Source organism: Rheinheimera nanhaiensis E407-8 (assembly GCF_000296695.1).
In the GTDB taxonomy this organism is placed as follows: Bacteria; Pseudomonadota; Gammaproteobacteria; order Enterobacterales; family Alteromonadaceae; genus Alishewanella; species Alishewanella nanhaiensis.
Map to the genome: position 1 here is coordinate 36,713 of NZ_BAFK01000005.1, position 12,794 is coordinate 49,506.

8 protein-coding genes are annotated in these 12,794 nt (G+C 51.6%); 4 read left to right on the forward strand and 4 right to left on the reverse strand.

Annotated features, from left to right (window positions below; genetic code table 11):
- Positions 1 to 131: 131 nt before the first annotated feature.
- Positions 132 to 2,693, forward strand: a complete 2,562-nt coding sequence (locus RNAN_RS05385) for a family 20 glycosylhydrolase (RefSeq protein ID WP_008219583.1) — start codon at positions 132 to 134, stop codon at positions 2,691 to 2,693.
- A 58-nt stretch (positions 2,694 to 2,751) separates the two neighbouring features.
- Here the strand turns inward: RNAN_RS05385 and RNAN_RS05390 are convergent, their stop codons facing one another.
- Positions 2,752 to 3,459: a SapC family protein gene (locus RNAN_RS05390; RefSeq protein WP_008219585.1), complete on the reverse strand. Its 708-nt coding sequence runs from the start codon at positions 3,457 to 3,459 to the stop codon at positions 2,752 to 2,754.
- Between the two features lie 259 nt (positions 3,460 to 3,718).
- Here RNAN_RS05390 and RNAN_RS05395 point away from each other — a divergent pair, with 259 nt between their 5' ends.
- Complete coding sequence (locus tag RNAN_RS05395) at positions 3,719 to 4,777, forward strand: sulfite exporter TauE/SafE family protein (protein WP_008219589.1); 1,059 nt, start codon at positions 3,719 to 3,721, stop codon at positions 4,775 to 4,777.
- Here RNAN_RS05395 and RNAN_RS05400 read toward each other — a convergent pair whose 3' ends face one another.
- Together RNAN_RS05400 and RNAN_RS05405 are read right to left on the reverse strand one after the other, a co-directional pair.
- Positions 4,778 to 5,791, reverse strand: coding sequence for a cupin-like domain-containing protein (locus RNAN_RS05400; RefSeq protein ID WP_040551790.1), 1,014 nt, complete (start codon positions 5,789 to 5,791; stop codon positions 4,778 to 4,780).
- A gap of 79 nt (positions 5,792 to 5,870) precedes the next feature.
- Positions 5,871 to 8,546 (reverse strand): TonB-dependent receptor, encoded by a 2,676-nt coding sequence (locus tag RNAN_RS05405; protein ID WP_040551792.1) that lies wholly within the window; start codon positions 8,544 to 8,546, stop codon positions 5,871 to 5,873.
- A 410-nt stretch (positions 8,547 to 8,956) separates the two neighbouring features.
- Between RNAN_RS05405 and RNAN_RS05410 the strand changes: the two genes are divergently transcribed.
- Positions 8,957 to 9,982, forward strand: a complete 1,026-nt coding sequence (locus RNAN_RS05410) for a LacI family DNA-binding transcriptional regulator (protein WP_008219598.1) — start codon at positions 8,957 to 8,959, stop codon at positions 9,980 to 9,982.
- 89 nt (positions 9,983 to 10,071) lie between these two features.
- On the opposite strand, the gene RNAN_RS05415 is transcribed toward RNAN_RS05410, so the two are convergent.
- Positions 10,072 to 11,670: an AbgT family transporter gene (locus RNAN_RS05415; protein WP_008219600.1), complete on the reverse strand. Its 1,599-nt coding sequence runs from the start codon at positions 11,668 to 11,670 to the stop codon at positions 10,072 to 10,074.
- Positions 11,671 to 12,020: 350 nt separating this feature from the next.
- Here RNAN_RS05415 and RNAN_RS05420 point away from each other — a divergent pair, with 350 nt between their 5' ends.
- On the forward strand, positions 12,021 to 12,770 hold the full coding sequence (locus tag RNAN_RS05420; RefSeq protein WP_008219602.1) for a 3-hydroxybutyrate dehydrogenase: 750 nt from the start codon (positions 12,021 to 12,023) through the stop codon (positions 12,768 to 12,770).
- The last annotated feature ends 24 nt before the right edge of the window (positions 12,771 to 12,794 follow it).

The following is a 12,794-nucleotide window of genomic DNA, read 5'->3' on the forward strand; positions in this document are numbered from 1 at the left end:
TGCCGCTTTTTACCTTACACTTGTTACTGCGCGATAAAATTGACAGCGTTGTCATTTTTACAAATCAGCATATAATAAATCTGACAAATAACAAGTGCCTTGTTTAAAAAATACACTTAAAGGGAATGCCAATGCGTAAGTTACTGCTTGTTTTGCTCTGTTGTTACCTGCCCTCTGCCGCCGGTTTTACCCAGTCGCAACTGGCCGACTTTGCCGCCAACAGCAGCCTGCATTATCAGCTGCTAAGCAATCAACTGCCTGAACCCATGCGCTTTAACGCGGCGCTGGTGCTGCGCAATGGCTCCAACATCGCCCTGCCTGCCGGCGAGCACAACTGGCAGCTGTATTTTCATCTTATTCGCCGTATCGACACGCTGGAGCAGCAAGGCCTGCTGATTGAGCATGTGCAGGGCGATTTGCACCGGGTGCGCCCACTCAGTAGCTTTTCCGGCTTGCTGCCACAGCAACAGCTGGTACTGCCGTTTAGCTCGGCGCCATGGATGGTGAGCTACAGTGACTTTATGCCGCGCGCTTTTATCGTGGCCGAAGGTTTAACGGCTGAAATCATTGCCAACACCGATAGCGAACAGCTCGCCGACTTCGTGTTGCCGTTAACCGCGCCGGCGCAGCTGAAACGCCATTTCGACGAGGGTGACGATTTAGTGCCGGTGGTGAACGCAGCCAGCCGCTTTGCGCATAACCAGACGCTACGAACAGACTCGGCTAAGCTACCAAGCCACTTACGGGTTATTCCAACGCCAAAACAAGTGCGCTTTAACAAAGGCCAGGTAAAACTTAATAGCCAATGGCAGCTGAGCTTTGATGGCCGTTTAAGCAACGAGGCGCAGTATCTGCAGGCGCAATTATTGGCTTACGGCGTTCAGTTAACCAACAACAAAGACGGTGCACAGTACAAAGCGGCTGAACTTAGCCTGCGTATCGCTGCTGACAATGCCATATCGCCGGAAGGCTATCAGCTAAACATCAGTGATAACGCCATTCGCATTGTCGCCGCCGATAATGCCGGTGTGTTTTACGGCATTCAGACCTTACTGGCACTGGCGCAGCGTGATAACAACAGCTTATTGCTCAATAAAGCCAGTATCAGTGATGCGCCGCGCGCCGGCTGGCGCGGTATGCATTATGATATGGGGCGCAATTTTCACGGCCAAGACGTGACCTTGCGCCTGATAGACACTATGGCGCGCTATAAACTCAACAAACTGCACCTGCATTTAACCGAAGATGAAGGCTGGCGTTTGCAAATACCCGGCTTGCCAGAGCTTACCGCCATCGGTGCCACCCGCTGTTTTGATTTAACCGAGCAGCGCTGCCTGCTTACACAACTGGGAACTGGCCCGCATGCTGATGGCTCGGGTAACGGCTATTACAGCACGGCAGATTTTGTTGAAATACTGCAATACGCCAAAGCGCGTCATATCGAAGTGATCCCGGAGATTGACCTGCCCGGCCATGCCCGCGCCGCTATTGTGGCCATGCAAGCCCGCTATCAGCGCTTAATGGCGGCAGGCCGGAACGAAGCAGCCAAGCAGTACTTATTGTCCGACCCAGAAGACAGCTCACGTTATTTAAGCGTGCAGAATTACACCGACAACGCCGCTAATGTCTGCCTGGACTCTACCTATGCTTTTGTCGATAAAGTGCTGTACGAGCTGCAACAATTGTATCGCCAGGCAGGCAGCAGTTTGCGGGTATTTCATATGGGCGGTGATGAAGTCGCCGACGGCGCCTGGTTAGGGTCACCGGCCTGTCAGGCCTTGTTTAGCCAACCAGATAATGGTATCGCCGGTGTTGCCGATTTAAAACCGTATTTTGTCCGTCGGGTGGCCAAACTGAGCGCAGCACGGGGCCTGCAACTGGCCGGCTGGGAAGACGGTTTAATGTATGACCGGCAAAATACCTTTGATCGCAGCCAATTTGCCAACAGCGCAGTAATAGCCAATGCCTGGGACAATATCTGGGAATGGGGCGTAGCCGACCGCGCTTACCGGCTGGCCAATAATGGTTATCAGGTGGTGTTGTCGCCGGGTACCCATTTGTATTTTGACCACCCACACGAAGCCCATCCAGAGGAGCGCGGCTATTACTGGGCTACCCGCTTTAGCAGCCTGGACAAAGTTTTTGGTTTTAGGCCAGATAATTTGTATGCCAACGCCGACAGCACCCGCCGTGGCGAGCCGATTGCCGATCTGGAAAAGCTGCTGGGCCGGGCACTGCCTAAGTTGCAACGGCCGGAAAATATCCTTGGTATTCAGGGCCAGGTGTGGAGCGAAACCATACGCACCAGCGCCCAGTTAGAGCAGATGATTTACCCCAGGTTACTGGCACTGGCCGAACGCGCCTGGCATAAAGCCGCTTGGGAACACACAGGCGATACTGCAGCACGCCAACAAGACTTTTCTGCTTTTGCCAAACGTGTTGCCGAGGTCGAGCTGACACGCCTTACGGCGAACGGTAGTGGCTTTTATCTGCCACCGCCCGGGGTTAACCAGCAGCAAGGCGTTATCAGTGCGAATGTGGCCTGGCCGGGCTTAGTTATTGAGTACAGTCTGGATCAGGGTGCCAGCTGGCAGCAATACCAGCAGCCATTGTCTTCAACCCACAAGGATATATGGTGGCGTAGCCGTCATCAGCAGCAGGTGAGCCGGTTGGTAAAACTAGAGGGGTTATAGCAGGATAAACGCAGGCAACAAATGTGCTTGTTGCCTGCACTTTTGACAAGCAACAGGCTTAGCCAGCTTCAGCGATGCGCTTAACCAGTTTTTGCGTATGCTGCAGTGACATTAGCTGGGCATAAATCGCAGTTAAATAACCGTTTTTACGCAGTTCAATGAAGGTTTCATCGCTTAATTCATTCAGCTTTTTCTCATCAATTAAGAAAATGCCGTTAATGCGCCGCTCAGTGCCGTTGATATTCAACGTCAGGGTTTGCTCTTTAATCAGCTCCAGGCTTTGCAGTTTCTCGACGAAATTACGCGTAATAACCCCCATATCCAGGTATTCGGCCATTTGTTGTTTACGCTGGGTTAAAAACTCGCTTTCGCTGCCATCTTCATTAAATAACGGGTTACCTTCGGCCTGGCTTACGCGCTCAGAGGCTTCATCTAATGCCACCATTAAACGATCGCCATCCGGCTTATCTTTCACCAGCACCAGCGGGTAGTTGCGTACGGCGCGCGGCACGTACAGCGCCTGCCATTCATTACCCTGCATAAACAGGTTTTGCTGTGCGGCTAAACCCAACATCGCCACCGGCTGAAAGCCGTCATTGGCTTTAACAAAAACAATCGGGAATTCTGCGCCGGCCACCACAAACTCATGCACCACCACCGGCAGCATATGCTCGCCACTGATATGAGAAAACGCATTGGTATTGTTAATCTTGGTTGCACTGTGCTGGTCTTTATTTAACGGCACAATCTTTGGTGTTGAAGTCATAAACTACTCTTTAGTCTGTTCTTGGATTTGAGAAGTGCTGATAGCAAAAATTATTATCATCATAGCGCTGCAGGCTACCAGCAGTGCCGCCTTATCATGCGCTAAGTTAGCACTGCGATCAACTGCGCCGCAGCGACAAACAGCTTAAAGCAGGCTAATTGGTTAGCCCGATAAGATTTTTTCTTGCATACGTTTGCAACTGGCGGAACAAACGGCATCAGAGTATAACAAGGTAGCGCTCATTCAATAACAGCACACTATGCAGCAAAAATTAACGCAATATCTTTGGGTTTGGCTACTCTGGTTAGCCGGCTTTTATGCCGTCTGGCTTTATCTGGTTATTGGCCTGGGGTACTGGCCAGAGGCCAAAGCACACTGGCCCATCGCGGTGGCGATGGCGATTGGCAGCTACGCCGCAGGCTCAACCCCTATGGGTGGCGGCACAGTCGGCTTTCCGGTTTTAGTATTACTGTTTGAGCTACCCGCTACGCTGGGGCGCGATTTTAGCTTTGCGGTACAGGCCATCGGCATGACCAGCGCCAGTATTTTTATTTTGGCCCGCCGCCAGCCAGTGGCCTGGGCCATGTTAAAGGGGGCTATGCTGGGCAGCTTAATTGGCACGCCACTGGGGATCTGGTTTATTGCGCCCTATATTCCCGGCCTGTGGATAAAATTAGTGTTTGCCGTAGTTTGGGCCAGTTTCGGCTTGCTGCATCTGTATCGGCTGAATGAAATCGCCGGCCATACCGGCATGACCGAATTTAACGAGCGCTGGGATTTTAAAGTCGGCTGCTGGATTGGCCTGCTGTCCGGCGCGGCCGTAGCCTCTGTTACCGGTGTCGGTATTGATATGGTGCTGTATACCGCACTGGTGTTACTGTGCCGGACAGATCTGAAAATCGCTATTCCCACTTCTGTGATTATTATGGCGTTTACCTCAGTACTGGGCGTGATCGTTAAAAACCTCACTACCGGTATGCAGCCCGGCGTGTTTGAAAACTGGCTGGCAGCCGCACCTGTGGTGGCGCTTGGCGCGCCGCTGGGCGTGTTTATTGTCGCGCTGATTGGCCGCAAACCGACCTTGTTAGTCGTTGCACTGTTGTGTGTACTGCAATTTGTCTGGACTATGCATTGTGAACAGGCCAGCCTGGGAGTAACGGGTATCTTACTCTCTACGCTTGCCATAGGCGCATGCTTGCTAGGCTTTGAGCACCTGAGGCGCTGGGGTGCCAAACTGGTAGGCGAGCGTAACGCAGCCTTGGTGCACACCAGCACCACGACATCGCAACCTGCGGTAAAAGAGCTCAGCGCATCTTAATTACATCAGTTGCAATTGTTTCGCCAGCCATTGCAACAGCTGGGGTTTGCGTTTCCCGCTAAACAGGCTGCGTTTGCCATCAACCTGTGCAGGCAAATGCGCCGCCGGATCGCCATTAGCATGAAACACCCAATGGTTAAATAGCGCCTGCCAGTGCTGGCGCTGCGCTGGCGTTACCTTTTGCAGCGTCAGTAAACTATGCAGCAAGCTGTCAAACGGTGATACCGGGCTGGCATCATCCGCAATAGAGCCGCCCCACCAGTAATTTACTAACATATTCAGCGGCTGCAACGATTGCACATGGTGCCACCACAAGGCGGGTATGTAGAGCACATCCCCCGGCTCCAGCTCAGCATACTGCGCCTGCTTAAGTGCCGTAGCAAACTTCGGGTAACGCTGTAGATCAGGCTGCATGACGTCAACCAGACTGACCGGCGCGCCGGCTGGGGTAAAATCCAGCGGTCCGGGATATAAATTGGCCACCTGCTCAGGGGCAAATAAGGTAAAGCGCCGCTGCCCCGCTACGACACAAGCCAGGTTGTGCGCATCATCAAAATGTGCCGGCACCACAATGCGGTTGCCCAGCCAAATACGTGGCACCGCTGCCGCATTTAACAGTGGCATGGCGTTGTAACGGCTAAATTGCGGCAAGCAAGCATCTGCCCGTGCACTTTGTACGGCGATATGTAACGCGTCCGGCTGGTTTGCGATACGTTGTAATTCGTCAAATACCGCCGTCAACGGCGCCTTTTGCCGCTCAAAATTAAGCCCGCTTAAATCTGCGTTATAGCTTAGCCTGCCACCGGTATCAGGGTGCGCCAGTACCGTATTGACCTCAGCCTTGTTGTCTAACGCAGCAATATAGTCGCGTAGTGCACGATCTGAGGTTAACGCCGCCTGCACTGCCGGCCAGTGGCGCACAGCCTGGCGTAATAGCGCAGGTTGTTGCAAAGGCAGTATCTGTTGCAAAAAGCTGTCGGCATCCACGTTATGCCACTCGGTTATACTTTGCATATTTTGCCCCTGCCAGAAAAACACAAAGGTTGATACTGCCAGAACAGTATCAACCTTGTCGTTAGCGTTGTCGCCTTAATCAGAAGTTCATCCGGATCCCGGCAACAAAACGGCGACCATTCTGGTAAATGGAGAACAACCGGGCTGGCTCAGTGTTGTACTCCACCACTTCCTCATCGGTCAGGTTAATGGCTTCAAATGACAGGGTAATGTTATCAGTCAGGTTATAGCCAAAGCTGGCGTCTAACTGCCCATAGCTGTCGTTCCACAGCTCATCACCATTGAAATGCAGGCCTTTGTACCACTCGGTGCGGTAGTTATACATCAGACGCGCACTTAAGCTGTCGGTTTCATAATACACACTGGCGTTCATCATATGGCGCGACGTCCCCTCAACCAGGCCTGAACCCGGCTTGGTTAAGTCGCGTTCTTCATCGCGCTGCGCATTGGTGTAGGTGTAGTTGGCACTGACACCAAAATCACCAAAGGCCTGCTGATAGCTCAGCTCAATACCGTCAGTTTTGCCACCCGGGCCGTTTTCTGGCCGGGTAAAGGTTACATCTACCCATTCTTCACCTTCTTCCCAGTAACGCTGGTCGACAAAGGTAGAGAAACTGCGGTAGCTCTTAATATCTTTGTGGAAATAAGTTACTGCCAATAACGATGATGCATCGAAATACCACTCCCACGACAGATCAAACTGGTCAGCAATTTGCGGCATCAGATGCGGATTACTGGCACTGCCGGTAGGTTGGGCTACGTTTAATGACCCATAGGTAATAGACGAGGAAATATTATTCCAGTCTTGTCGCGCCATCACGCGGGCAGCGCCAAAACGCAGGATCTGATCATCATCTAAATCAAAGGCTATGTTTAAACTCGGTAGCACTTCGCTGTAGTCGTTATCCGTCTCTACCCACTCCAGCACCTCCGGCGTTAACCACTCACGGTCAATGGTCCAAAGCCCCCAGGAATCACCGGAGAACTCATAACCGCCTGAGGTTTGCCGGGTGTCGACATAGCGCACACCGATATTGCCGCGAAAGCCTTCGCCTTCAAACTCGCCCTGCACATATAACGCCAGAATGTCCTCTTCTACCGCCCAGATTTCGGCCAGGTTCTTTGAGCGGGCAAAATCAGCCGGCACACCTTCCAACCCTTCAAAGGCTATACGCTCCATCGCTGCACGGTTGTGCGCCATTTGCTGTGTCATATTGCCGTTTACAACCGCATCCACACTGACAGTGCCGTTAAACAAACCACACTGCGCCCAATCATAACAAGTAGCGAAAATATGGCTTAAGTAATCGCCGGCAATATCCTCGTTACCCGCCATAGTTTGTGGGCCATGCCAGCTGTAAGCTGTACGGTCTTGTGTGCGTTCTGCCATACGGTACTTGGCACCGGTTTTAATTGCAGTAAAGGCGCCTTTTTGTACCGGGATGGTGAAGTCAAACTGCGCATAGCTTTCTTCGTCAGTAGTCGGTTTATCACCACCCCAAATCCAGCCCGGACGGAACTGCGTCGGATCAGTCGCATCGACATCTGTGCTTGCCGATGGCGTGCCGCCACGTAAATCAAAACTGTAGCCGGTGCCCCCTGCCGGCACATACTCCCACGACGTTTCGCGGTAAGTACCGCCTTTAGCCTCGGTATGGCCAACCTGGGTATGCAGCTCGTAGGTCTCGCCGCTATAGGTCAGGTCAAAGTCGATAGCACGGGTTTCGGTAGACGACACCCGGTTAATAAAGTTATAGGCAGCAGTGCCGGCGGCAGCCACTTCGCCAGCCACAACACTGCCATTTTGCAGCACTGTATTGCTTAAAACATCAGCATTGTTGTTAACAAAAATCAGCCAGTTCTGGTTGTGGTTATTGGCATCCACTTTTGAGTCCAGCACGTTCAGCACCATGTCTAACTGTGCATTTGGCCGTGATTGTAGCGATAAAAACAGCGTTTCGCGCTCACGATCCTGCTCAAAGCGTGGCACACCGATATGGCTTGGCACCTTGGCATCTAAATCGGCATTGGTTGGCCAGCCCAGTACTTCAAACCCCTGGCGCACTACTTTACGGTCTTGCTTAATGGCCGACACCAGCACACCGAAACTTTCTGCGTCGTTTTTCCACGAATACATGCCTGACACCTGCGGGTCCCACTTTTCAGCCGCATCAGAATACTGCCCTTCCAGTGACAGGTTAATGCTGTTTGCCTCCATCGCTAATGGCTGACGGGTGCGCAGAATCACCGTACCGCCGATAGAACCTTCATCAATACTGGCCTGAGGTGACTTGTACACTTCTAAATCAGACACCAGCGCCGATGGCAACATCGTGTAGTTGAAACTGCGACCCGGGTTATCCAGAATAAACCAGTCGGCTGTGGCTACCGTCTGGCCATTTAACAGGGTACGGTTAGTCGAAGAGCTGGCGCCGCGCACGGTAATCTTTTCGCCTTCACCAAATTCACGGCTTACACCCACACCGGTAATACGTGACAGCGACTCTGCGACGTTCTTATCCGGAAATTTGCCAATGTCTTCCGCTGTCACTACATCGACAATAGAGTTTGAAAACCGTTTCGCATTTAAGTTGGCTTCTTGCGATGCACGGATACCGCGCACCTGAATCACTTCTACCTGCTGCTCTTTGGCGACTTCAGTTTCAGCAAATGCCGGCATTGTTAAGGCGGCGCTGCCGACCATTAATCCAAGCTTCACTGCTATCGCACATTTCGTTATTTTTGTGTGCTGCATAACCTTCTCCAGTTCCTGTTCTCTTGTTGTATTGCTGTTTTACTTCCCGGACAAACCATGACAACGCTGTCATTGAAATTTAACATACACAAAAAAAATCGCCTTTGCAAACCGAATTCGATGATTTTTTAAACGCTATTGGCGCGTTTGAACAAGGGTAAAACAACACCAACCTTAGCGGCTGACAACAGACAGTAAGAAAATGACAGACCAAGCCAAAATATTTTTTTGTTTTTATACAGCATGTTAAGCATTTATTTTTTAAAATTCTCTTATTCTTGCCAAAAGTCGTAGCAAAAATAAGCAAGAAATGTTTGCCGTTTCGGCAAAAAAGAGGTATCCATTAGTTCAATTTGATCTAATAAATGACCAGCGCTGTCATTAACTCTATAAAGAGCCGGGATCTCAGCATGAAAGTAACCATAAATGATGTCGCCCGTCAGGCCGGTGTCTCAATAAAAACGGTGTCCAGGGTGATGAACAACGAACCCTCCGTTCGCAAAGACACCTATGATAAAGTGATGGCGGCCATCAACGAACTGCAGTATCAGCCAAACGCTGCCGCCCGCAATCTGGCCAGTAGCCGTTCATTCAGCATTGGCTATATCTATGATAACCCCAATGCCTACTATGTTATCGACATGCAAAGAGGTATGTTGGATGCCTGTCGTAAACATGGCTATGAGCTGATAATCCATCCGACGAATGCCAAATCTGCCGGTATAGTGCAGGAAGTGTTAGATTTAGTGCAGCATTCACGCCTGGCAGGTTTAGTGCTGACCCCGCCATTTTCCGAGATGCCCGAGATTGCCCAGGCACTGGAAAAAATTGGTCTGCCGTTTATCCGTATTATTTCGGGGTCTACCCCTTCACCTAAACTCAGCAATTGTGTGTTGGTAGATGACTTTACCGCCGCCTTTAAAATTACTAATCACCTGCTGGAGCTGGGCCATACTGAGATTGCTTTTTTATGTGGTGACGATGAGCACAGCTCTAGCGGTGAGCGTTTAGCGGGCTATCAGGCCGCACTGGCAAAACGCGGTATCGCAACTAATCCGAAATTTATCGTGCCGGGCAGCTACTCATTTGAGTCTGGCGTAAAGGGGGCGGAGAAATTGCTGCAGTTAAGCAAAAGGCCGACCGCCATTTTTGCCTGTAACGATGAGATTGCCGCCGGTGCTTTGTTTAGTGCCAGGCTAATGAATATTGCTATTCCGCAGCAACTGGCTATCGCCGGTTTTGAGAACAGCCCCTTCTCGCGCCAGACCTGGCCGCCGTTGACGACAGCACACCAGCCCAACGTCACCATTGCCCAACAGGCCGCTGAATTGCTGTTTCGCCATACCAAACCCAATGCCAGTAAAAACCTGCCAGACAAGCAACCGGTGTTTATTCCGGAATTGCTGGTACGCGAGTCTACCGCTGTCAGTAGTTAATAAAAAACCGCAGTTAACTGCGGTTTTTTATTCTTTATAGCTCGGCAGTCAAACTGCCTGAACACCACGCTACCTAGCCGCTAAACTGCCTAGCCACCAAACTGATAGTAGGTCGGTGCGCCGGGGCCAACCGGCAAGCCAAATACAAATACCCACAGGTAGAACAGCGTTACCCAGCCGACAAAAAACACCAGCGTATACGGCAACATAGTGGCAATCAGCGTACCGATACCGAGATCTTTCTTGTAGCGTGCCGCCACGGCCAGTATTAAGCCAAAGTAGCTCATCATCGGCGTAATCAGGTTCGTTACCGAGTCACCGATACGGTAGGCAGCCTGGATCACTTCCGGCGAGTAGCCGACAATCATCAGCATGGGGACAAATATCGGTGCGAAAATGGCCCACTGCGCCGAGGCCGAGCCCAGCGATAAATTCACCAGCGCACACATGGCAATAAAGAACACAAACAGCATAGGACCGGTTAAACCAATATCCTGCAGTAAGGTTGCACCTTTTACCGCCAAAATGGAGCCTAAATTCGACCAGCCAAAAAAGGCAACAAACTGGGCCGCGAAAAATACCAGTACGATATACAAGCCCATAGAGCTGATGCTTTTGGACATGGCGTTAATAACATCACGGTCGGTTTTCATGCTGCCAACAATACGGCCATAAACAAAACCCGGTATGGCGAAACCGATAAAGATAAACACGACTATGCCTTTTAAAAACGGTGAGCCATCAATTAAACCAGTTTGCGGATGGCGCAGCGGCCCCCACTCTGGTACCACACTCAACGCCAGTAACACAGCAATAGCCACAAACGCAACGCCAGCCCAGGCCAGGCCGCGCTTTTCATGCTGAGTTAATTTATCCAGTTGCTGTTTGCCCAAATCGATGCTGGCCTCATTTGGGTCGTACTTACCCAACTTGGGCTCGACGATTTTCTCGGTAACAAAAGCCCCTAAGCCGGCAATAAAAAACGTACTGATAAACATAAAAAACCAGTTTGCATCTGGGCTAACGGTGTAATTCGGATCGATTAAGTTGGCCGCCGACTGGGTAAACCCCGCCAGTAAAGGGTCAACAGTGCCAATCAGCAAGTTAGCACTGTAGCCACCAGACACGCCGGCAAAAGCCGCCGCCAGCCCTGCCAGTGGATGGCGGCCAAGCGAATGAAAGATCACTGCCGCCATCGGAATCAGCACCACATAGCCCAGCTCCGATGCGGTGTTAGACACGATACCGGCAAACACGATAGTGACGGTAACCATGCGCTTGGAGGCGCCCATCACTAAACCGCGCATCGCGGCAGAGATAAGCCCGGAGTGCTCAGCAATACTCACGCCCAGCAGCGCCACCAACACCACACCCAGCGGTGGAAAACTGGTGAAATTCGTCACCAGGTTCGACACTATGCGCTGTAAACCTTCGACACTAACCAGGTTGACCACCCGGATCACGCCATCGGCGGCGCGCCCCGCCGTGCCCTCTGGCCGCGGATCAATGGCGCTGACATCAAAATAAGCAGCAATACCACTGCCCAGCACTACCGCCAGGGCGAAGCAGGCAAATAAGGTTACCGGGTGCGGCAATAAGTTACCGAGAAACTCTACCGTATCAAGAAAACGGGTAAACCAGCCGCGTTTGCCACTGTCTACCACGGCTGTATTGTCAGGCGCTGACATAGGGTGTCCTCTGTGAAGTCTTGGTTGGGCTGCTTTTTACGCCGGTCGCAACAAGATAATAGGCCTTTACACTGCGTTGCAGGGTAAAACAGCACTAAAGCGCTGAAATATTATAATTTTTCTGATAAAACCGGCCGGCTGCAGCAAGTTTATTATTTATTTAAGCTGGCAGAATGTACCACAAGGCGCTTTGAGCACCAAATATTGCCCGCTATTTATTGATTTTAGCCGTGTAGCCACCTCTACTGCGTTTTTCCCACAAGCTGATACCTCATAGCACTAAAGTAGCGTTGCCGGCTGGCCGCTACGCTTCTAGCATAAGGCCATCACTACAGTTTGGAGTAACAGCTATGCAGGTTCTGGTTACCGGCGCTACCGGTGGTATCGGCTTTGAAATCGCCAGTCAGTTTGCCAGCGCGGGGCACAGTGTCATTCTGGCCGACTTACAATTAGCGCAAGCAGAACAAAAAGCCGCCCGGTTAACCGCGCAGGGTTTTAACGCCAGCGCCATCCAGTTGGATGTGACTAACGAAGCTGATATTGCCCGCTGCACCAGTCAGTTTGACATTGACGTGCTAATTAATAATGCCGGCATACAACATGTGGCGCGGCTGGAGGATTTTCCACCGCAAAAGTGGCAGCAACTGCTCAACGTGATGCTAACCGGCCCGGCTATGCTAAGCCGCGCAGTGCTGCCTGGCATGCGCGCGCGTAACTTTGGCCGTATTATCAATATCGGCTCTATTCACGCCCTGGTGGCGTCGCCGTTTAAATCGGCCTATGTGGCAGCTAAGCATGGCCTGCTGGGCTTTAGCAAGGTGGTGGCGCTGGAAAATGCCGACATCAACTTCACCATTAACACCATTTGCCCGGCCTATGTGAAAACGCCGCTGGTCGAGCAGCAAATTGCCGCTCAGGCCAAAGAGCATAACCTGACCGAGCAACAGGTGATAGAGCAAATTATGCTGGCGCCCATGCCACAAAAAGCCTTTATTGGTGTAGAGGAAATTGCGGCAACTGCGCTGTTTTTATGCAGCCCGGCAGCGAAGCATATCAGCGCGCAAACTCTGGTGCTGGATGGCGGCTGGACAGCCCGCTAGCCGGGCGGTGAAAACTCAGGCACA

Coding starts and splice junctions, on each gene's coding strand:
- RNAN_RS05385 (WP_008219583.1), top strand. CDS start 132: ATGCGTAAGTTACTGCTTGTTTTGCTCTGTTGTTACCTGCCCTCTGCC.
- RNAN_RS05390 (WP_008219585.1), bottom strand. CDS start 3,459: ATGACTTCAACACCAAAGATTGTGCCGTTAAATAAAGACCAGCACAGT.
- RNAN_RS05395 (WP_008219589.1), top strand. CDS start 3,719: ATGCAGCAAAAATTAACGCAATATCTTTGGGTTTGGCTACTCTGGTTA.
- RNAN_RS05400 (WP_040551790.1), bottom strand. CDS start 5,791: ATGCAAAGTATAACCGAGTGGCATAACGTGGATGCCGACAGCTTTTTG.
- RNAN_RS05405 (WP_040551792.1), bottom strand. CDS start 8,546: ATGCAGCACACAAAAATAACGAAATGTGCGATAGCAGTGAAGCTTGGA.
- RNAN_RS05410 (WP_008219598.1), top strand. CDS start 8,957: ATGAAAGTAACCATAAATGATGTCGCCCGTCAGGCCGGTGTCTCAATA.
- RNAN_RS05415 (WP_008219600.1), bottom strand. CDS start 11,670: ATGTCAGCGCCTGACAATACAGCCGTGGTAGACAGTGGCAAACGCGGC.
- RNAN_RS05420 (WP_008219602.1), top strand. CDS start 12,021: ATGCAGGTTCTGGTTACCGGCGCTACCGGTGGTATCGGCTTTGAAATC.